This window comes from Brachybacterium sp. (assembly GCF_052095815.1).
In the GTDB taxonomy this organism is placed as follows: Bacteria; Actinomycetota; Actinomycetes; order Actinomycetales; family Dermabacteraceae; genus Brachybacterium.
In genome coordinates, this window is sequence record NZ_JBQDLF010000016.1 from 46098 (window position 1) to 66583 (window position 20486).

The following is a 20486-nucleotide window of genomic DNA, read 5'->3' on the forward strand; positions in this document are numbered from 1 at the left end:
GGTCAACCCTATGTCCGGTCTCGGACACCGCGCACAGGATTTCGAAGCCGAAGCCGGAGCCGGAGCTGGCCGGGGGCGGAGCCGGAGCCGGTCGGGGGCGTTCAGCCCAGGGCGCTCGCGATGACGGAGTCCGCCCGATGCAGGGAGACGGCGAGCTCCGCCCGGGTCACGCCTTCTTCGCCGGCCCAGTCATGGGCCGCGAGGGGGTCCGGAGCCATCCCGGCCGCGGCGAGCCAGGCCACGTCCGTCGGCGCCGAGCTGGGATCCTCCGGCAGCGGCAGCGAGACCTCCGTCGAGGCGTCCCAGGTGACCCCCATCCCGGCCAGCGCCGGGCGCATCAGCGCGGCGAGCATCATCGCCGCGCAGTCCCGGGTGGCGGGCGCGTCGGGATGGACCCGCAGCTGCACATCGCCCCACAGCGCGCCCCGGCCGTGGAGCCACAGCACTGCGGAGACTCGCGCGGGATCCTCTCCCAGGTCCGTGAAGACGGTGGGGACGGTCCCGAGATCCACTGCGGGAGAGCCGGCGAGGCGATGCAGGGCGACGGCGATGTCTCCGCGCGTGACCTGGGCATCGGGGGCGTATTCGGTCGGGGACAGGCCCGGCTGCACCCCGGTCATGTGCGCCCAGCGGATCGCCTCGGCGCCAGGGGTGCCGGCGGCGACATCCTCGAACAGAGGCCCCTCCTGGACCCCGGCGCCGGGGCCGCTCCGTGCGGCGCCAGCCGACAGCGCCTCCGAGTCCTCACGGCGCAACAGCGTCCCCGCAGTCACCGGCACCACGACAGCCGCCGCCGCGCCGGCCAGCAGCACGGTGCGGCGCCCGGCCCGGCGTCCGGCACGACGGATCGGGCGCGGATCCCCCGCCTCCGGGACGACGGGGAGCGTGGCCGGCGGGGTCTGTGCCGTCGGCGCCGAGACGGGCTGCGTCGGCATCGGCGGCGTGGGTGCCAGCGGCGCCAGCTGCGGCTGCGCCGGCTCGGGCGCGGCTCCCGGACGCCCGGCCTGCAGGCGCGGCGGGGACGGTCGTCTTACAGCCATCTCAGCTCCCGCATCCGCTGGATGATCGCCCAGCTGACAGCGAGGTTCCCCCAGCCGTTGAGATGGAACCCGTCCGGTGCGCACAGGTGCTCGGTCACGATCCGCTGCTCGAGCGCCCCCTGGGTGGAGGCCTGTTCGAGCAGGCGCAGCGGCGCCAGCGGAGGGCAGCTGAGGCCCTCCTCGGAGGTGAGCAGGCGGCCGAGGTCCAGGAAGTGTGCGCCGTAGCGGCGCTGCTGCTCCTCGTTGACCTGGAGCACCGCGTCCGCCGTCGCGGAGCCGACCGGGTCGAAGGAGGTCGGCCACTGCCCGAGCACCAGCGTGTCCTGCTCAGGAGTCGCAGCGGCGTCCCACATCCGCTGGGTGTCCTCGAGCACGCCCGCCACGTCGAGGATGTTGTTCTTGCCCATCCACAGCACCTGCCGGGAACCCTCCGCGACCGTCGCGAGCGCGGAGCGGAAGACGCCGCTGCCGCTCGTGCCGGGCTGATCGGGCAGGAATTCCCAGCTGCCGCCGGTGCCGTCGAGTACCCCAGGGGCCCCGTCCACATCACCGGGGATCGTGAGCGGTCCGGCCGGGGTCAGTCCGGAGTCGAGCGCGACGGCGACGGCGCCGGTGCCCGCGGCCGGCTCACCGAGCGGGCGCAGCTGGGGAGTGTCCAGGCCGCGCATCAGCAGGGTGTGGGCGGAACGCGTGGCGCCCACCCCGTAGGCGTGCACCACTGCAGGGGCTGCCGCGAGGGCGAGGTGCTCATGGATGCGCACCGCCAGCGGAGTATCTGCGCTGCCGCCCTCCGAGCTCATGGAGGAGGAGCCCCACAGGGTCAGCGGCCGGGCGTCCAGCTCGGGAGCGAGCAGACGGCGTGAGGCCTCCGTGCCGGTGACGGCCGGGGTGGCTTCGGCGGGGACGGGTGCGGCAGGTGCGGCCAGGGCGGCGGCGAACTGCGGCGGGGGCATCGTGGTCCTTCACGGTGGTGCTGAACGAGCGCACCGTCCGGCGCCCACGGCTCCCTACCCTACGGGAACCGGGGCCCGCCGACCAGGGGAATGGGAGGTGATCTGCAGTGATCTGCAGGGTGGTCCCGGATCCCGCCGACGAGGGGGCGACGGGATCCGGCGGCGCGGCTGCTGAAGGGCAGCCGTGCTGGTCAGCGCAGTGGAGCGGGCTCAGGCCTCGTGCAGGCCGGGCTCGCCGGCGGGCACCACGTAGGTGCGATCCACGGACGCCGCGGCATCCGGGGTGCTGACCGCGGAGACGGTCTTGAAGTCGACCCGCAGCTCCTCGGTCGTGTACTCCGAGAGCACATAGCCGCGGCGGCCGCGGATGTACTTGATGTGCGGGTTCTCCGCGAGGACTTCCTCCTCGCCGTTCACCACGTCGCTGCCGTCCCCGCCCGAGGTGATCGAGGTGGACACCAGCTCCACCCCGACGGTCGCAGAGTCCGGCTCCCAGAAGTCCGCCTTGAGCTCATTGGCGAAATGCACGTGGACATCGCCGGTGAGCACCACGGGGTTCGCGATCCCGCGCTCGCTCCAGGCGCCGACCAGGGTGTCGCGGTCCGCCCGGTAGCCGTCCCAGCCGTCCGAGCCGAGCGTGGTGGTGGGCCCTGCGGCGTTGTCGCGCTTGGCGAAGAAGACGCTCTGCGCGAGCAGCTGCCAGGTGGCGGGCGACTCGGTCATCCCCTCGAGCAGCCACTGCTCCTGTTCGTCGCCCAGCAGTGTGCGCGAGGGATCGGCCTGCTCCTCGCAGTCGGTGAACCACCAGGTCTTCCCACCGTCGTGGCAGGCGTGCAGGTCACGATACTGGCGGGTGTCGAGCACATGGAAGCTCGCGAGATCCCCCCAGTGCAGGCGTCGGAACAGCTGCATGGAGGTGCCGGCGGGGGCGCTGGACCGGCGCAGCGGCATGTTCTCGTAGTACGCCTGCTGGGCCGCGATCTTCCGGGCCACCCAGGCATCAGTGGGCACCCCGTTCTTGGGGTAGGCGCCCGCCCAGTTGTCCTGGATCTCGTGATCGTCCCAGGTGACGATCCACGGCGCGGTGGCATGCAGCAGCTGCAGGTCCGGATCGGTCTTGTAGGTCGCATACCGCAGCCGGTAGTCCTCGAGCGTGGTGCACAGCTTGTGCGGATGGGTGCGCAGCTTCCCGGTCCCGGGCCCGCCCTCGTAGATGTAGTCACCGAGCCCGAACACCAGGTCGGGACGATCTTCGGCCGCCCGCCGGTAGGCCGTGAACCAGCCGCCCTCCCAGTGCGAGCAGGACAGGTGCACCATGCGCAGCGCGCGGGTGTCACCGCTCGCGGGAGTGGTCAGGGTGCGGCCGACGGGGGAGACGTAGCGCCCGGTGCGGAAGCGGTAGAAGAACTCGGTGCCGGCAGGGAGGTCCTCCAGCTCGACGTGGAGGCTGTGCGCCTCCTCGGGGCGGGCGGTCTCGGTGCCGCGGCGCACGATCGAGCGGAAGCGCTCATCGGTCGCGAGCTCCCAGCGCACCGGGACCGGGATGCTCGGCATCCCGCCACGGCCGTCCAGCACGTGGGGGTCGATCGCGAGCCGCGTCCACAGCACCACGGAGCTGCTGGTCGGGTCGCCCGAGGCGATGCCGAGGGTGAAGGGGTCCTTGCGGCGCCAGCTGCTGTCGGCGATCGCCGGAGCGGTGCCCAGCACGCCCGCGGAGGCGAGTGTGGTGAGGGTGGCGCCGGTGAAGATGCGCCGGCTCATGCGGCGCTGCCGGGCGAGGTTCGCGCGGCGGTCCGGGGCGATGAAGCGGGTGGGCTCAGGGGCTCCGTGGCGGAGGAGTCCGCCGGAGAGCCGATCCGGCTCAGTGGTTCGGCAGCGCCCGTCCGGGGAGGGTTCGGCAGCGCCCGCTCGGAGCGGCCCGACCCCGGGCGGGGGACGCCGCGGTCACGGCCAGTCGTAGTCGACGACCACCGGGGAGTGGTCCGAGAGCCGGGTGCCGTGGTGGTCCCGGTCGACCTCGGCGCGGACGGCGCTGCGGGCGAGACGCGGTGTGGCCAGGTGGTAGTCAAGCCGCCACCCTGCGTCGTTGGCGAACGACTGGCCAAGCCATGACCACCAGGAGTAGGGGCCGTCCTCGCCCGGATGCAGGTTCCGCACCACGTCGATGAGCGTGCGCGGGGAGAGCTGCTGCCCGAACCACTCCCGCTCCTCCGGGAGGAAGCCGTCGTTCTGCTGGTTCCTCCGCCACGCGGCGAGGTCCTGCCGGGTGTGTGCGATGTTCAGGTCGCCCATCAGCAGGTACTCGCGGCCGGCCGCCGTGGCCGCGCACCAGATAGCGCGAGAACGCGGCCATGAACCCCATCTTCCGGACGTAGCGGGCACCGCCATCGGGAGCCTCGCGCATCCGCTCGGGCCGCTGCAGATGGGCGGGCAGGCCGCCCTTAGGCAGATAGAGACAGGCGATCGTGAGCGGTGCGTCCGCGAGGTCCACCTCGAGGTAGCGGCCCTCGGCGGCGAAGCGCGACAGGCCGCGAGCCAGGGGGACATGGTCGGGAGCGGGGACGGGGTTGAGGGCGGCGGTGGGCCCTCCCACCAGGGCCGCTCCGCTCCAGGTTCGGATCGCCGCCGGCGGCCGACGGGTCAGCACCGCGACCCCGTTGCGACCCGGCAGCGTGCCCGTGTCGAGAGCGACGTGGAAGTCACCGAAGGCACCCGCAGGGATCTTGTCGGCCTGTGCCCGGACCTCCTGCAGCGCGACCGCATCGCACCCCCGCCCGGCGAGCCAGTCATCGAAGCCCCGTCGCTGCGCGGCACGGATCCCGTTGATGTTGGCGGTGGCGATGCGGAGCATGCGGACGAGACTACGTGCTGGTCAGCCCGGCTCTGCGCCCTGGACCCGGCAGGCTTCCCTGTGGCGGGCGGAGTTCTGAGGCTTCTCACTACAGTGAGCCTCATGCACCAAAGCCTTCGCTCTGTCGTCCTGATCGCCGTGCTCGCGACAGGGCTGTTCTCCTGCGCATCGACAGCAGAGACCGACTGGCAGAGCATGCAGGACGACGCGGACGGGTTCGTCAACGCGGCGACAGCGGAGGACGGCTCGCTCGGCGCGGCAACGCAGCGTCTGACAGCGCAGGACCCGCCGCCGGCGGATGACGGCGGGATCACCCTGAACTTTCCGTCCGAGGTGAGCATCGACGGCGCCGTGGCCACCTGCTTCGGCGACGGCACGGCTCAGCTCGAATACAGCGTCACCTCGGAGGAGGGATCGGTTGTCAGCGGGTCCGTCGACATCCTCTGCGACGGAGGCGAGACGGAGATTCCGTTGGCCGAGCGCGGTGACGCGGTCCGTTTCAGTGCCGTGCTCGTGAGCGGTACGGGGGCCGTCGTCGCGGCGGCTGTCTCCGGCGGCGCCGAGTAGAAGCAGGGTCCCGGAACCGGGATCGCGGAGACGCCTTACACCGCGTCGCCGACGACGGGTCCCTCCGTGTTGGACTTCCAGCCGAGAGCCGGAGCGACATGCGTCGCGAAGCTCTCGAGGATGTGGAGGTTCAGCTCGACCCCGGCCTGCGAGGGGATGGTGAGCAGGAGGGTGTCCGCGGACTGCACCGCCGCGTCCGCCTTCAGCTGCTCGATGAGCTGATCCGGCTCGCCGGTGTAGGAGCGCCCGAAAGTCGAGCGGGTGCCGTCGATGATGCCGATCTGGTCGGAGTTCTCGCCCGGCCGCATGCCGAACAGCTGCCGATCCTGCTCGGTGACGATCGGGAAGACGCTGCGGGAGACGGACACTCGCGGGGTGTGCGCATGCCCGGCCTCCTTGAAAGCCTCCCGGTAGACGTCGATCTGCTCGGCCTGGAGATCGCCGAAGGAGGCGCCCGTGGCCTCGGTGAGGAGGGTCGAGCTCATGAGGTTCAGGCCCTGGGTGCCGGTGCGCTCGGCGGTGCCGCGGGAGCCCGCACCCCACCAGATGTGCCGGAAGAGGTCCGGGGACTGCGGCTCGATGCGCAGCGGCGCATGCGGTGCGGCGTCCGACATATACGGCTGCGCGGCCGCACGGGTCATCGGATGCCCCTGGATGGCCTGCAGGAAGACGTCGAACTTCGACATCGCGATATCGGCTCCGCGCGGGTCGGTGGAGCCGGTGTAGCCGAAGGACTCCCAGCCGCGGTCCGCCGCCTCGGGGGCGCCGCGGGAGATGCCGAGCGCCACCCGGCCGTCGGCGATCAGATCGAGGGCAGCGGCCTCTTCGGCGAGGTAGAGCGGGTTCTCGTAGCGCATGTCGATCACGCCGGTGCCCACCTCGATCCGCTGGGTCCGCGCGGCGACCGCCGCGAGCAGCGGCATCGGCGCAGCGGACTGCTTGGCGTAATGGTGGACGCGGAAATACGCGCCGTTCACGCCCAGCTCGTCCGCGCCGACGGAGATGTCGATCGCGTCGTGGAGCATCTGACGGGCGGTGAGGCCGCCCTGGGCGGGGCTGCCGCCGTAGTGGCCGAAGCTGAGGAATCCGAAGGCACGCATGGCCCCACCGTACTAGATGGTTGAACGTTTGACTAGCGCGAGAGGCTGGAGTGCGGACGCTATGCCAGGGGTACCGGGCGGCCCTGCGCGAGGTGCCTCGGGAGGGCGAAGCGGGGCCCGGATGCACGCCGCGTACGAGATCTGCGCCCCACCTCTCGCCCTCACCGAGGAGTTCGGCGCCCTGGGCGCGTACCGTGAACCGCTCTGCGCGCACGGGTCTCGCACCCTGCCGTCCCCGTTCTCTGCGCCTGCCGGCCCGGGGACAAGGCCATGCCGGCCGTACGCACCTCCGTGGCTCACGCCGCCCCTTCCTCCTCGACGAACGGACCGCGCCATGCCGCTGGACCCCTCTCCCGACCCGCGCCCTCCTCGCGCCTCCGCCCCGTCCGCAGCCCGCCGCGCGCGCCGTGAGCTGGAACGCTTCGACGCCGGGCCGCACCTGCCGGGTCGCCGACTGAACAGCGTCTTCTGGGTGTCGGTGACGCTGATCGTCGTACTCCTCGCGGCGGCCTCCCTCTTTCCTGCGCAGATGAATGCCGCCGCGGGCTCGGCGATGCGCTGGGTGACCGCCACCAGCGGATGGTCCCTGCTGGTGATCCCGCTGGGTCTCATCGGCCTGCTGCTCGTGATCGCCCTGTCCCGCTTCGGGCGCATCCGCCTGGGGCCCGACGACTCCCGGCCCGAATACCCGACCGTGGCCTGGATCGCGATGCTGCTGGGCGCCGTGATGGGGATCGGGATGATCACCTACGGCGTCGCCGAGCCCGTCTCCCACCTGGTCCAGCCTCCGCACGGCCTCGCCGAGCCCGGTAGCCGGGAGGCGGTCGTGGACGCCATGCGCTTCACCTTCCTGGACTGGGGACTGCAGGCCTGGGCCGTCTTCGCGATCTTCGGACTCGCCATCGGATACTCCACCCACCGGCTCGGCAACAAGGGGATGGTCTCGCCCATCCTGCGCCCGCTGATCGGTCGCCATGCCGACGGAGCGATCGGCAAGGCCGTCGACGTGCTGGTGGTCCTGTCCACGCTGTTCGGCACCACCACCTCCCTCGGCCTCGGTGCGGCGCAGATCAGCCAGGGGCTGAGCCACATCACCGGGGTGGACCTCACCTCCACCGGAGTGCAGATCATCGTGATCGCACTGGTCACCGTGCTGTTCACCGCCTCAGCCATGAGCGGCATCGGTCGCGGGATCCGCTACCTGAGCCAGGCCACGATGGTGATCGCTGCGGCCCTGCTGCTCTTCGTGCTGGTCACCGGCCCCACGAGCTGGCTGATCTCGCTGTTCCTGCGCTCCGCCGGCGGATACGTCGGCGACTTCGTCGAGATCAGCCTGCTACTGCCCCTGGATGGCGCGGACCTCGAGTGGATGCAGGGGTGGACCTTCTTCATGATGGCCTGGTGGATCTCCTGGGGCGCCTTCGTCGGCGTCTTCCTGGCGCGCATCTCCCGGGGCCGCACGATCCGGCAGTTCGTGCTGGTCGTCCTCGGCGTGCCGAGCCTGGTGTTCTCCGTCTGGTTCACGGTGTTCGGCGGCTCGGCGATGTTCATGGACCTCGAGCGCGGCACCGGCATCGGTGCGGCCGCCGCGGAGAACGTCAACACCGCCTTCTTCGGTCTGCTCGAAGAGCTGCCGCTGACCGGGATCACCTCCGTGATCGCCGTGATCCTGGTGGTGCTCTACTTCATCACCGGCGCGGACTCGAACACCTACGTGCTCGGGGTCATCTCCTCGGACGGTCGCATGGATCCGGGCCGCCCCGTGATGCTCATGTGGGGCCTGCTGACCGGCGCGACCGCTGCCGTGCTGCTCTACGCCGGGGGCCTGCAGGCGCTGCAGACCGCCGTGATGCTCTCGGCCGCCCCGTTCATCATCGTCATCCTCGCGCTCGCCGTCTCCCTGGTGATGATGCTGCGGCGCGACCCGCTGCTCACGACAGGAGTGCCCTGAGCAGATCTGCTCAGGGCACCCCGGGGAGCTCAGGTGCCTGCGCTCAGGCGTCCGTGCTCAGCCGGCGTCGGCCTCGGTGGTCTCCGTGGGGCGGGCGCCCAGCTCGGAATCCAGGCGCAGCAGGCCGGAGCCGTCGTCGCCGATCAGCTTCAGGCGGCCGATGATCTCGGAGACCGTCGCCTCCTCCTCGATCTGCTCATCCACGAACCAGTTCAGCAGCGGGCGGGAGTCGTAGTCGCCCTCCTTGTCCGCGCTGCGGTACAGCTCGCGGATCGACTCGGAGACCTTCTGCTCGTGGGCGAGCGCGGCCCCGAAGATCTCGAGCACGGAGAGGCCGGGCTTCACGCCGGGGGCTTCGATGGTGCCGATCGCAGCGTGGTTGTCGCGGTCCGAGACGTGCTGGATGAACTTGTTCGCATGGACGATCTCCTCGTCCGCCTGGTGGCGCAGCCAGGCGGCGATGCCGGGGAGGTCCTGCTCATCCGCCTCGATGGCGAGCTGGCGGTAGGTGATCGATGCCGCGAACTCGAGGGTGATCTGGTCCTGGAACTTCTTCTCAAGGTCATTGCTCATCTTCATGACACCGACAGTAGTCCTCTCGGACCCTCTTGTCACGCATGGAAAGGCTAGCCTGACCTACACAGATGAAGTGTGGTGAGAGGTCTGGACGGCGGAGAGGGGCCATGGCGGCGTGATCGTGCAGGGCGCCGAGCCGCTCGGCGACGGTCAGCCGCGCAGGTGCCCGGGAGCCGCCGACAGGGTGCGCCCGGGAACGAAACTCCCGGCCACGACGGCGTGCCGGGGTGAGTGCCGTGTGAGGAGCAGCTGCTCGCCATCGCCCTCGCCGGCCGCGTCGCGATCACCCGCCCCATGGGGAGCGGGCGGCGGACCCTCCGCATCGTCCTGTGCCCGCACCAGCAGCTCCTCCATCAGAGCGACGGCCTGCCGAGCGAGCTCCTCCACCGGCAGACGCACGGTGGCCAGCCCGAGCAGGTCGAGCCCGTCCCCGAGCCCATCGAACCCCACGGTGCTGATCTCCTCGGGGATCCGCACCCCCCGCGCCGCAGCGGCGCGCAGCAGCTCCAGGGCGACGTAGTCCACGGGGCAGACGATGCAGCTCAGCGCTTCCTCCCGGGCCGCGTCCAGGGCGCGGCCCACTCCCTGCTCCACCGGCAGCAGCTCCACGGGGACGCTGATGATGCCCAGCTCCTCGCAGCGCTGGACCAGGCTGCGCATGCGCAGGTCGAACACCCTCGAATAGAGGAGCGGCGCAGTGAGCACGGCGATCCGGCGATGACCCTGAGCGGCGATCTGCTCCGCCATCAGCCGGCCATGCGCCTCCTCGTCGTAGCTGACCGAGTTGATCTGCGGATGGGTGTTGGGGCGGCCGAGGATCATCATCGGCGTCGCGGTGACGGTCTCGACGAGATCCTCCGCAGCGGTCACGCCAGTGCCGACGAAGACCCCGGCTACGCGCTGACCGATCAGCCGGTTCAGGCCCTCGACCTCCGCCGTGCCGTAGTCGTGCCGGAACGCCGTCACCGAGATCAGGGTGCGGCCGATGGCTTCGACAGCGCGATTCATCTCCGCATGGAGGTGGCCGTAGGCAGGGTTGGTGGCGTCGCGGATGAGCAGCCCGAGCTGCCTGCCGTGACGCATCGCCAGTCCGCTGGCCACCAGATTGTGCACATAGCCCAGCCGTCGGGCTGCCTCGTGCACCTGGATCATCGCATCGGGGGAGACCCGCTCCCCGCCATTCTGGAACACACGAGAGACCGTGGAGCGGGAGACCCCGGCAGTGCGCGCGACGTCCTCCATCGTGGGTGGTCGAGGCATCTGCGGTGCTCCCTTCCTTGCAGGCTTCTGGTGGCTGGTGGCTGGTGGCTGGTGGCTGACGGCCGGGCGTGCGGGCACCGCGAGCCGGGTCGGCCGGACGGTCCCACCGCGCAATCCGGAGGGGCGGCCTGGGCGCACGATAGTCCAGTGGGTGACGCCCGCCAGGTCGCATGGGTGACGGCCGAGTGAAGTCCGAGTTCGCGGGCACCTGGCGAGAACCGGCCGCTGAGGAACACTCGACGACGCCGAGATGAACAGTGGATGGACCCCGCATCACGAATCGCGCCAAGGGGGTCCGGAGGGTGCTCCGAGAGGGGAGTGGGAGCGCTCCCACCTGCGGTGACAGTTTCTGTTCATGCGCGATTCACCTGCACTGATGCCTTCTGGCGAGATCGGTGGAGGGTCCATACGGTGAGTGCTGTCGATGACGCCGGAGCGGCAGCCAGCCGCCCGTCCCGTCCCGTCCTGCCGTCCTCGTTCCCCCTGCGGATGGCGCCCCGGACCACTCGGTCCGACCGTCGGCCGCCCCGCCCCGCGGAGCGTTGCCGAGACCGCCATCCTCACCGCGTCGGCCCCCGGGCCGCCCTTCGATCAGGAAGCTGGGAGCGCTCCCATGACAACCATCGTCCGTTCATCCCGCCCGGGCCAGCAGGTGCCGGCCGGGCAGGAGAAGCAGGGTGAGCCTGTGGGCCCCGCTGCGCCGCCGACCGGCCGCGCGACGCCGACGCGCAGCGAGCAGCGCCGACGCTCACCTCAGCGTCGCCGCCGGGTGCGCCGCGATGCGCTTCTCTTCGGCGCCCTGATCGCCCCGAACCTCATCGCGATCATCGTCTTCTCCTACTACCCGGCGCTCTACAACATCGGGCTGAGCTTCTTCGAGTGGGACTTCGTGGCCCCGACCCCCGAGTGGGTGGGGGTGGAGAACTACACCAACCTGTTCACCGACCCGAGCTTCGGGCAGATCATGAAGAACACGGCGATCTTCACCGGCGTGAGCGTGATCGGCTCGCTCGTGCTGGGCCTGCTGCTGGGCAGCCTGCTGGCCACGAAGCTGCCGCTGACCGGGTTCGCGCAGACCATGGCCTTCGCCCCGCACATGCTGCCCGGCGCGGCGGTGGGCATCCTGTGGCTGTTCATGTTCGATCCGAACTACGGCCTCTCCCGCTGGGCGTTCTCCCTGTTCGGCGCCGACTCCCCGGCCTGGACCACCACCTCGGACTGGTCGCTGTGGGCGATCACGATCGCCTACACCTGGCAGCGGCTCGGCTTCGTCACCGTCATCTGCTACACCGCGATCCTCGACCTGCCCAAGGACCTCTACGAGGCCGCAGCACTCGACGGGGCGCACGGCTGGAAGCTGTTCCGTCACCTCACGCTGCCGCTGCTGAGCCCGATCACGTTCTTCCTCTCGATCACCGGCATCATCTCCGCCGCCCAGGCCTTCGACATCATCTCGATCATGACCAGCGGCGGCCCGGGAACCTCCTCCAGCACCCTGAGCTGGATGGTCTACGAGGAAGCCTTCCAGAAGTTCGACATCGGCAACGCCTCGGCCGCAGCCACCGTGCTGCTGGTGCTGCTGCTGATCATCACGTACGTGCAGGTCCGCTACGGCGACAAGAAGGTGAACTACGACTCATGAGCACTCTGACCGTCGACAAGAACCAGATCGCCGATGCTGCCGGCCCCGCCCCCCGCAACAAGGGGCGGGACCGCGGACCCCGCCGTCCGGCATGGAAGACCGGCCTGCTGTTCGCCGGCGTCCTCGCCACCATCGCCGTCTTCTTCGTCCCGTTGTACTGGCTGTTCTCCTCCGCGATGAAGCCGCACCAGGACATCTACACCTGGCCGCTGACCTGGATCCCGCGTGAGCTGACCTTCTCGAACTTCGCCGAGGCCTGGAACAGCGCCCCCTTCGACCGCTTCTTCCTCAACTCGATCATCACCACCGGGGTGGGCACCTTCCTGGAGATCACGCTTGCGATCCTGTGCGCCTATGCCTTCGTGTTCGTCGACTTCAAGTTCAAGAAGATCGCGTTCGTGCTGATCATCGGCTCGCTGATGCTGCCGGGTCACGTCACCCTGATCGTCAACTACATCACCGTGGCGAACCTGGGCTGGCTGAACACCTACGCCGGCCTGATCCTGCCGGGCATCGCCAGCGCCTTCGCGATGTTCCTGCTGTTCCAGTACATGCGCACCATCGACAAGGACATCCTGCAGGCCGCGGAGATCGACGGCGCGGGGCACCTCCGCCGGATGCTCACGATCGTGGTGCCGCTGTCCACGCCGATGATCCTCACCGCCACGCTGATCGTGATGGTCGGCAAGTGGAACGAGTACGTCTGGCCGCTGATCGTCACCTCCACCGCGGACATGCGCACCCTGCCCATCGGCCTGCTCTTCCTGCGCAGCCAGGAGGGCTACAGCAACTGGGGCGTGATCATGGCCGGCGCCGTGTTCGTCTCCCTCCCGATGCTGATCCTCTTCTTCCTCGCCCAGAAGCGCATCATCGGCGGCCTCGCCGCCGGCGCCATGAAGTGAGTCCGACGGCGCGGGGCAGCCATCACGCAGCCTCGCGCCACCCCCGGCCCGCCCATGCCCCATGGGTCGGACCCCACCAGCTCCGGGCCCCGGCCCGGGCGGGCGCCGGCGTGCGCACTCCGCACGCGGCCCGCACCTCGTCCCGCGGGACGAGCCCCCGCCAGACCCCCTCGCCAGACCCGCCTGACTGACAGACCCACTGACTGTCTCCACCCGGTGACCCCACCGCACCACTCCCAAGGAGCGATTCGTATGTCTCGCAGCCCCTTCCACCTCTCCCGCCGCGGCCTGCTGACCGCCATGGGCCTCGGTGCCGGCGCAGCCGGCCTCGCCGCCTGCGGCGCCCCGTCCGGCGGCGGTGACGGCGCAGAGAGCAACCTCCGCGACGGCTTCACCCAGGCGGACCTCACCGTTCCCCCCGAGTACGAGGGCCGCACCCCGATCCTGTTCTGGGCGCCCTTCACGGGCAACAACTACGAGGTGCTCTCGGCGCAGTTCACCGCGTTCAACGAGTCCCAGGACGAGATCGTCGCGATCGCGGAGTCCGTCGGCTCCTACGCCGATCTGACCCAGAAGTTCACCGCCTCGCTCCAGGCCCGCACCGTGCCGGACATCGTCTGCTTCCCCGAGATGCAGTGGCTGCAGTTCTACCAGTCAGATGCCCTGGCACCGCTGGACGGCTACTTCGATGACGAGTGGAACCTGGACGTCTACATCCAGAACTACGTCGCCGAGGGCAAGGCGGCCGGAGAGACCTTCACGGTGCCCTTCGCCCGCTCGACCCCGCTGTTCTACTACAACAAGACGCGCTACATCGAGGCCGGTCTGCCCGAGGAGGGCCCCGAGACCTGGGAGGATCTCGCGGCCTTCGCGCCCGAGCTCGCGAAGATCGAGGTCGAGGGCCGCCCGCTGTCCGCGATGGCCTTCGGCCCCGACGCCTGGCACGGCCAGGCCGACATCTGGGGCTTCGGCGGCGCGAACTCCAACGAGAACTTCGAGGTCACCATCAATGACGAGAAGGGCGTCGAGTGGCTCGAATGGATGCGCAAGTTCATCCACGAGGACGGCTACGGCTACCTCGCCCAGGCCTCCGGCACCGACTTCGCCTCCGGTCTCGCCGCTGGCTGGCGCGGTTCGACAGCCTCGCTGACGGGCCAGACCAAGGCCACCGAGGGTCTCTTCGAGATCGGCACCGCCTACATGCTGTCCAAGGAGGGCGAGCAGAAGCAGGTGCCCACCGGCGGGTCCGGGCTGCAGCTGGTGCGCACCGAGTCGCAGGAACGTCAGGACGCCTGCGCCGAGCTGTTCCGCTTCCTCGCCCAGCCGGAGAAGTCCGCCGAGTGGCACGTGGGCACCGGCTATGTGCCGATCGTCCAGGCCGCTCAGGAGACTCAGGCCGTCAAGGACCTGGTCGCCGAGAACCCGAACTACGCCGTCGCGCTGAACCAGCTGGAGAACGCGCGCACCACCGACTACACCAACTGGAACGCCGGCGCCGTCACCGAGATCAGTGCCGCCATGGGTCAGGTGTTCGGTGACAACGCGGAGGCGAAGACAGTCCTCGACGCCCTCGCCCCGACCCTCCAGGAGGTCCTGGACGACAACCGCGAGGACTACGAGGCCGTGCAGTTCGAGGGCTGGAACTGAGCCTTCCCGCAGTCGCTGCAGCAGCTGCAGTAGCCGTGGTTCCCGCAGTCGCTGCAGTTCCTGCAGCTCCAGCTGTCCCCGCTTGACTCCGCGGCCCCGGGTGCACGTCACCCGGGGCCGCGGCCACCGGCCCTCCGGGCCGCTGACGACCAGGGCTATGTGCCCGACGTGAAGGGCCGCGCGCCCGTATCGAGGAGAACCAGACCATGACCACCCAGCAGCCTGAGATCGTCGGGCACCGCGGCGCCGCCGCCGTGGAACCCGAGAACACGATCCTGTCCTTCCGGCGCGGAGTCGCCGAGGGCTCCCAGTGGCTCGAGTGCGACGTGCACCTCAGCGCCGACGGCCAGGACGTGGTCATCCACGACGCGACCCTGGACCGCACCGCACAGCAGGATTCGCCGCTGCGCACCGGCGCGGTCGTCGACCTCACCCGCTCCCAGCTGGACCGGGTGCTGGTGGGCAAGGACGAGCACATCCCCACCCTCTCCCAGGTGCTCGATGCGGCGGTGCGCGAGGACGGCACCCGAGTGCCGCTGCTGGTGGAGATCAAGGCTCCCGCTGCTGCGGATCTCGTGGTCAAGATCCTCCTGCAGCACTTCGACGAGGCCGCCTGGCAGGACCCGGCCGGCGCCCCCGCCGTCGTGCTCTCCTTCCATGAGGAGCCGCTGCGCCGCACCGCCGAGCTCGCTCCGCAGATCCCTCTGATGCGCACCACCACGGCGACCTCCGTCGAGTGGTGGGAGTCCTGCCGCCAGCTGCGGGTCGCGCATGTGGGAGTGCGGATCGCCGATGCCCGTCAGGCCGACGTCGAGCGGGCCGCAGAGCTGGGCGCGAAGCTGAACCTGTGGACCGCCCGCGCCGATGAGGAACTCGAGCGGGCCCTCGAGCTCGGCTGCGACACGATCACTGTCGACGATCCTGCCTGGGCGTTCGCGCTGATGGCGCAGCGCGTCACGGTCTGATCGGGCTGGCCCGGGTGCTGCAGAGGCAGGTCCGGGCCCTGCGCGGATCCGGCAGCGGACGCGGAGCGCGACGGCCGGGATCAGCTCGCGTTCTCGACCTCGATATCCAGCCCGGCATCCGCAGGGCCGACGGTGACCAGCCAGAGGTGCTCGACCCCTTCGTCGGCGTAGGCGATGCATTCGGCGTCGTAGTCACCGGCCGCGGTGTCCACGCCGTCCCCGCATTCGACCTCGAGGCTCATCTCCTCCGGGCCGCGCGCCTCGGCCTCCGTGACGAGCAGGGCGCCGAGCTCCTCGGCGCTGAGCACCTTCGTGTCGTGCCCGAAGCCCCAGGTCCCCTCGAAGAGGTTCTCGCCCGTCACCCCGTCGGGCCCCTCAGTCTCGGAGCTTTCGCTGCTCTCTCCCCCTCCGTCGCTCGGGGACTCCCCGGCGTCCGAGGCTGGCTCAGAAGTCTCAGAAGTCTCAGAAGTCTCAGCGGGCTCAGAGGTCTCGGCGGCGTCGGTCGTCCCTCCGCCCGGATCCCCGGCCGGGTCCTCGGTGCTGGTGCCCCCGCACCCCGCGATGAGTGCCGCAGCGGCAAGGATGCTCGCAAGCGGGGCGAGCATCCGGCGGCCCCCTCGTCCGCGCATCGTGCGCTGCGTACACCATCGGCCCCCCGGGCCGCTGTGCGATGCGGTGCGTGTGCTCTCGTGTCCGTTCCTGGTCATCGGGATCCCCTTCCCGGGCGGTCAGCCCGGTTGGTGCCCGCCCGATCTGACGGGCACTGCACCCGTATCGGAGTGCAGAGAATCAGTGTGGCGCAGGACACGTCGGAGGTCCAGAGGGCCCACCTCCGCTCCGCCCATTCATCCCGCCCGTACTGCTCATCCCGCCTACGCTCGACCTGTCGATCCCCTTCTCCCAGGAGTGTCATGCCTGCTCAGTCCGTCCCTTCCCGCCCGCAGCGACCCGCGATCGTGGGCCACCGCGGCGCCTCCGCCCATGCCCCTGAGAACACCCTGCTCGCCTTCCGGAGGGCGATCGAGGATGGCGCCGAGCTGCTCGAGTGCGATGTGCACCTGAGCGCCGACGGCCAGGTGGTGGTGATGCACGACGAGACCATCGACCGCACCGCCGCCGAGGACTCGCCGCTGCGCACCGGTGCGATCGGCGAGCTCACCCGTGCGGAGCTGGACACCGTGCTGCTGGGGGAGGGGGAGCGTGTGCCCTCCCTCGCGGAGCTGCTGGAGATGACCACGGTCCCCGTCTTCATCGAGGTCAAGGTCGCCGCGGCGGCGGCGGCGGTCGCCGAGCTGCTGCGCGCGCTGCCTGCCGGGTCCCCGGCTGCCGCCTCCACCGTGATCTCGTTCCACGCCGATGCGCTCGCGGAGATCCGCCGCGGCGCGGACGTCGCCGTCTCCTATCTGGTCGGCCAGATCGACGAGCAGGCGATCACCACCGCGCGCGAGCTCGGCGCGGCGGGCATCGGGCCTGGCATCGCTGGGCTCAGCCTTCGCGCCGCCGAGGTCGTGCACGAGGCAGGGCTGGCCCTGAACCCCTGGACGGTCAACACCGCCGTGCAGCTCGACGTCGCTCTGGCGTGCGGCGTGGACACGATCACCACGGACGACCCGGCCTGGGCGCAGCGGGAGCTCGACGTCCGCCTGGGGTGAGTGACCGCGGGAGTTCGCGGCAACACCCAGGTCGGAGGGCCCCGCATGGTGCGTCAATGGTGCTTGACCTGTTAAGTCAAGAAGCTTTGACATTTTGAGTCAAGGTAGCTTGACTTGCATGTCAAGGCCCCCTTACATTTGGGGCATGAACACCACGACCCGCACCCCCGCCGCCCCCGCCCGTGCCCGCGCCAACCGCGCCTTCGCCGTCCGCTTCACCGCGGGCATGGTCCTTTTCCTCGCCGGCCTCTTCCTCTCCTTTCTCGTCCAGGACACAGGCTTCCCCGCCTGGATCCCCGCGCTCCTGGTGCTGCCCGCCATCGCCCTCATGGCGTGGGCGAACGTCGAGATGTACCGGAGCGGTGACGAGTTCGAGCGTCGCAAGATCGCCGAGGCCGTGATGCTCGCGTTCGTGATCTCCACCGGCCTGATCCTCGCCGTCGGCTTCCTGCAGTACTTCCTGCTGCCCTCGGTGAACTGGATCTTCGCCTTCGCGATCCTGATGTTCTCGTGGCTCGTGGGCACCTTCGTCTCCTCCGTCCGCTACCGCTGAGAGGGGGCAGTGATGCGCAACGATCTCAAAGCCCGCCGCGCTGAGCGACGCTGGTCCCAGGCCGAGCTCGGCAAGGCCCTCGGCGTCTCCCGGCAGACGGTGATCGCCATCGAGAACGACAAGTACGACCCGTCCCTTCCGCTCGCGTTCAAGCTCGCCGCCCTCTTCGAGTCCCCGATCGAGGAGATCTTCACGCCCGACGAAGCTGAGCCCTCCTGACCGGTTCGTTCCGAACGGGCCGCAGCACACAGATCACCCCGGCCGTGCCTGCCACGGTCGGGGTGATCTGTGCGCGCGATGCCTCGCTCCGTCAGGAGTCGGTGGACTCCTCGTCGGATCCCGATCCGGCGGGCAGCAGCGACTCGATGATCTGCTCCAGAGCGGAGGCGGAGACATCGCTGATCGCGAGCAGATCGCCCGGCTGTGTGCCGGCAGGGTCCTCGGTGCCGTTGTCGACCACGCGCACGCGGTCGGCGAGCGTGAAGACGGTCGCGCGACGTGCTCCCTGATCATTCACCGAGGTGAGCGTGGACAGGGCACGGGTGTCTTCGAGGCCCTCCAGCGACGTCACTGCAGCGACGGTCATCTCCTGAACATCTCCGTCGTCACCGGCGCTGCCGTGCGGGTCCACGAACGCTGCCAGTCGGGAGGGCAGCGAGGCGAGGGTGGGAACGCAGAAATGGTGGAAGCCGTCGGCCGCGACGAACTCCTCGAGCACCCCTCCCGGGAAGAAGTGCAGGCCAAGGGTGGTGCGTACCTGGGAAGCGACGCGCTCGATCGTCAGCAGCGCCTCCGGGGTGCGCCGCAGGGTGAGGATTCCGGCGAGACCGAGCTCAAGCTGGATCAGCCGATCACTCGGTTCACCCTCGCCGATCAGAAGATCCCCTTCCTCCTCGCGGGCCTGGTCGGTCGGGTTCACCAGGCGCCGTGCGATGAGCCCGCGCATCGCTGTGGCGCCCGCGGTCTCACGGTGCACCTGCTCCTGGTCGAGATAGGGGCTGCCGAGGATGCGCAGCGAGGCCTCCCCGTCCAGGGCGAGGAGCTCCTCGTCGGAGAGCACCATCAGGATGTCCGGGTCCTGATCGGCGCGCTCGAGGATCGCCAGTGCTCCCGCCAGGTCTCGCTCAGTGACGACGAGCGGCGAGCTGGGGAGTGCATCGGTGGTGGGGGTGGTCATCGCGGGCTCCTGCCGAGAGGGGTGGTCACCAGGTGAAGGCGTTCTTCAGGCCGTCGGCGACATCGCCGACCTTGTCGGAGACGGTGTCTGCGACGTCGGAGACGGCATCCTTGGCGGCATCCACTCCATCGTTCCACGTGTCGCTGATGACCTCAGACGTGTTGTTCCACAGGTCCTTCGCCCCGTCGACGACATCGCCACCGAAGTCCTTGACCTGATCCCAGTTGTCGACCACCCACTTGATGCCGTCCGCCGCCATCGCGCCGCCCACCAGTACGCCGCCGATCACCTGGAGCGGAACGCCGACCACGGCGCCCACGCCGGTCATATCGCAGATCGTCCCGGCGGTGATGAGGATGCCGCCGACGGCGGTGATTCCGCCGGTGATGGCATGGAAGGTGTCGCCCTTCTTGATCGAATCGATCATCTGCCAGCCACCGGCGAGGATATCCAGGCCGGGCAGGAACTTGCCGGCGACCTTGCCGAACTTCGTGAGCCAGGGGGCCTTCTTCATGAGCCCGTCGAACATCCCGAGCTTCTTGAGGAACGCATCGTATGCCTTGCCCTTCAGCCCGCGAAGCTTCTCGAGAACCTTCTCCGGGTTCTTCTTCATGTTCGACAGGACGTCCCAGATCTTCTTCCCACCCAGGACGATGTTCTTGGCTGCGTCGATGACGCCTTTCCCGACCCCGAACAGCGTGTCCTTGAGCAGATCGAGGATGCTGTGGTCGGTCGCCTCGGAGGCCTCGTCCTGCTCCTCAGCGTGGGTGTCGAGGTCTCTGCTGTGCCGCGACAGCGAGTCGCCCAGCTGGTCGAACCGGGGGGCGGTCCGTCCGGACCACTGCTCCCGGAAGGCATCGGCATCGGTGCCCACCCAGGAAGAAGCGTCCATCACCAGCGGCTCGAGGCGAGCGCGCAGGTCTTCGAGCGAGCCCACTCGCTCTTTCAGCAGCTGCGCGTGTGAACGCAGCTGCTCGGTATCCGCCCCGAAGAACCCGGTCATCATGAACCCCCGTCGTGTCGTGAACAGCTCGCACACTAGGTCCTCCGGGGCGGCTGCGCGATGGGGAGAGGTCCCCATGGGACCTCTCCTCGCGGGGTCGGAGGGAGGGGTGCCGGTCGTAGACTTGCGGCGTGATGACCACGGATGAATCCCTGCAATCTCTGCTCCGGGCTCTCCAGCCGGGATACGAACGGCCGGTTCCGGCCGCCGGCTGGGCATCGTTCGCGCGGCGCTTCCTGCAGTCGGGAGAGATCGTGCTGTTCGCGTTCGAGGGGGAGGGGTGGACCTGGGTGGACCCCCTGCTGCTGGTCACCGATCGAAGGGTGCTCCACCTGCGTCGGGGTCTGAGGTGGAGGGTGCTGCGCGAGGTGCAGGCTGCGGAGGTCCGGGGGGCCGACTGCGCTTCCGGCACGGTGGCGGGACACGTGCGGATCCTTCTGCGTGATGGTTCCTCCCTCCGGACCCGCCAGAACGTCTCCAAGGATGAGGCGGTGGCTCAGGGCTTCGTCGACGGGGTCAACCGCCTCGTCGCCGGTGGAGGCCGCTCCGCCTCCCGCCACTGAACCCAGCACCCGCCAAGCAAGTACCTATGCCGGCTCATCGCATCCGAGGGTGTAGCTGGTTTCTGAAGCCTCCTGATTCGAGGA

The 20486-nt window shown here is 69.7% G+C and carries 20 protein-coding genes and 1 pseudogene; 10 read left to right on the forward strand and 11 right to left on the reverse strand.

Annotated features, from left to right (window positions below; all coding sequences use genetic code 11):
- Positions 1–101 precede the first annotated feature (101 nt).
- The 5 genes and pseudogenes from ACTH43_RS08545 to ACTH43_RS08565 form a co-directional block, all read right to left on the reverse strand.
- Positions 102–1040 (reverse strand): S-layer homology domain-containing protein, encoded by a 939-nt coding sequence (locus ACTH43_RS08545; protein ID WP_441444489.1) that lies wholly within the window; start codon positions 1038–1040, stop codon positions 102–104.
- The gene (locus ACTH43_RS08550) at positions 1031–1993 is read right to left on the reverse strand and encodes a hypothetical protein (RefSeq protein ID WP_441444490.1); all 963 of its coding nucleotides are present in this window, start codon (positions 1991–1993) and stop codon (positions 1031–1033) included. Before ACTH43_RS08550 ends, ACTH43_RS08545 begins: the two co-directional genes overlap by 10 nt.
- A gap of 210 nt (positions 1994–2203) precedes the next feature.
- The gene (locus ACTH43_RS08555) at positions 2204–3754 is read right to left on the reverse strand and encodes an alkaline phosphatase D family protein (RefSeq protein ID WP_441444491.1); all 1551 of its coding nucleotides are present in this window, start codon (positions 3752–3754) and stop codon (positions 2204–2206) included.
- A 183-nt stretch (positions 3755–3937) separates the two neighbouring features.
- Complete coding sequence (locus ACTH43_RS08560; protein ID WP_441444502.1) at positions 3938–4540, reverse strand: exodeoxyribonuclease III; 603 nt, start codon at positions 4538–4540, stop codon at positions 3938–3940.
- 40 nt (positions 4541–4580) lie between these two features.
- A pseudogene (locus ACTH43_RS08565) lies at positions 4581–4844 on the reverse strand (endonuclease/exonuclease/phosphatase family protein); the annotation flags it as partial.
- Positions 4845–4946: 102 nt separating this feature from the next.
- Between ACTH43_RS08565 and ACTH43_RS08570 the strand changes: the two are divergent.
- On the forward strand, positions 4947–5411 hold the full coding sequence (locus ACTH43_RS08570) for a hypothetical protein (RefSeq protein WP_441444492.1): 465 nt from the start codon (positions 4947–4949) through the stop codon (positions 5409–5411).
- 35 nt (positions 5412–5446) lie between these two features.
- Here ACTH43_RS08570 and ACTH43_RS08575 read toward each other — a convergent pair whose 3' ends face one another.
- Entirely contained in the window at positions 5447–6511 is a 1065-nt protein-coding gene (locus tag ACTH43_RS08575; protein ID WP_441444493.1) for an LLM class flavin-dependent oxidoreductase, read from the reverse strand.
- 334 nt (positions 6512–6845) lie between these two features.
- Here ACTH43_RS08575 and ACTH43_RS08580 point away from each other — a divergent pair, with 334 nt between their 5' ends.
- Complete coding sequence (locus ACTH43_RS08580; protein WP_441444494.1) at positions 6846–8462, forward strand: BCCT family transporter; 1617 nt, start codon at positions 6846–6848, stop codon at positions 8460–8462.
- Between the two features lie 57 nt (positions 8463–8519).
- Here ACTH43_RS08580 and ACTH43_RS08585 read toward each other — a convergent pair whose 3' ends face one another.
- Both ACTH43_RS08585 and ACTH43_RS08590 read right to left on the reverse strand, forming a co-directional pair.
- The gene (locus tag ACTH43_RS08585; protein WP_345075780.1) at positions 8520–9041 is read right to left on the reverse strand and encodes a ferritin; all 522 of its coding nucleotides are present in this window, start codon (positions 9039–9041) and stop codon (positions 8520–8522) included.
- Positions 9042–9188: 147 nt separating this feature from the next.
- Positions 9189–10298: a LacI family DNA-binding transcriptional regulator gene (locus ACTH43_RS08590; RefSeq protein WP_441444495.1), complete on the reverse strand. Its 1110-nt coding sequence runs from the start codon at positions 10296–10298 to the stop codon at positions 9189–9191.
- A gap of 613 nt (positions 10299–10911) precedes the next feature.
- Here ACTH43_RS08590 and ACTH43_RS08595 point away from each other — a divergent pair.
- From ACTH43_RS08595 to ACTH43_RS08610, 4 genes are all read left to right on the forward strand, one after another.
- Positions 10912–11940, forward strand: coding sequence for a carbohydrate ABC transporter permease (locus tag ACTH43_RS08595; protein WP_441444496.1), 1029 nt, complete (start codon positions 10912–10914; stop codon positions 11938–11940).
- Positions 11937–12842, forward strand: coding sequence for a carbohydrate ABC transporter permease (locus tag ACTH43_RS08600; protein ID WP_441444497.1), 906 nt, complete (start codon positions 11937–11939; stop codon positions 12840–12842). Before ACTH43_RS08595 ends, ACTH43_RS08600 begins: the two co-directional genes overlap by 4 nt.
- A gap of 252 nt (positions 12843–13094) precedes the next feature.
- Positions 13095–14489, forward strand: coding sequence for an ABC transporter substrate-binding protein (locus ACTH43_RS08605; RefSeq protein ID WP_345075776.1), 1395 nt, complete (start codon positions 13095–13097; stop codon positions 14487–14489).
- 206 nt (positions 14490–14695) lie between these two features.
- Positions 14696–15454 carry a glycerophosphodiester phosphodiesterase gene (locus ACTH43_RS08610; RefSeq protein WP_345075775.1) on the forward strand — a complete coding sequence of 253 codons (759 nt, stop codon included), beginning with the start codon at positions 14696–14698 and terminating at the stop codon, positions 15452–15454.
- Positions 15455–15534: 80 nt separating this feature from the next.
- Here the strand turns inward: ACTH43_RS08610 and ACTH43_RS08615 are convergent, their stop codons facing one another.
- Complete coding sequence (locus tag ACTH43_RS08615; protein WP_441444498.1) at positions 15535–16059, reverse strand: hypothetical protein; 525 nt, start codon at positions 16057–16059, stop codon at positions 15535–15537.
- A gap of 306 nt (positions 16060–16365) precedes the next feature.
- On the opposite strand from ACTH43_RS08615, the gene ACTH43_RS08620 reads away from it, so the two are divergent.
- The 3 genes from ACTH43_RS08620 to ACTH43_RS08630 all read left to right on the forward strand — a co-directional run bounded on the left by ACTH43_RS08620 (position 16366) and on the right by ACTH43_RS08630 (position 17878).
- Positions 16366–17106 (forward strand): glycerophosphodiester phosphodiesterase, encoded by a 741-nt coding sequence (locus ACTH43_RS08620; protein WP_441444499.1) that lies wholly within the window; start codon positions 16366–16368, stop codon positions 17104–17106.
- A 145-nt stretch (positions 17107–17251) separates the two neighbouring features.
- Entirely contained in the window at positions 17252–17659 is a 408-nt protein-coding gene (locus ACTH43_RS08625; protein WP_345075772.1) for a hypothetical protein, read from the forward strand.
- Between the two features lie 12 nt (positions 17660–17671).
- Positions 17672–17878, forward strand: coding sequence for a helix-turn-helix transcriptional regulator (locus ACTH43_RS08630; RefSeq protein ID WP_345075771.1), 207 nt, complete (start codon positions 17672–17674; stop codon positions 17876–17878).
- Positions 17879–17969: 91 nt separating this feature from the next.
- On the opposite strand, the gene ACTH43_RS08635 is transcribed toward ACTH43_RS08630, so the two are convergent.
- Positions 17970–18836 (reverse strand): hypothetical protein, encoded by an 867-nt coding sequence (locus ACTH43_RS08635; protein WP_441444500.1) that lies wholly within the window; start codon positions 18834–18836, stop codon positions 17970–17972.
- 25 nt (positions 18837–18861) lie between these two features.
- Positions 18862–19917 (reverse strand): WXG100 family type VII secretion target, encoded by a 1056-nt coding sequence (locus ACTH43_RS08640; protein ID WP_345075768.1) that lies wholly within the window; start codon positions 19915–19917, stop codon positions 18862–18864.
- Between the two features lie 53 nt (positions 19918–19970).
- Between ACTH43_RS08640 and ACTH43_RS08645 the strand changes: the two genes are divergently transcribed.
- Positions 19971–20402, forward strand: coding sequence for a hypothetical protein (locus tag ACTH43_RS08645; RefSeq protein WP_345075767.1), 432 nt, complete (start codon positions 19971–19973; stop codon positions 20400–20402).
- Positions 20403–20486: the final 84 nt, after the last annotated feature.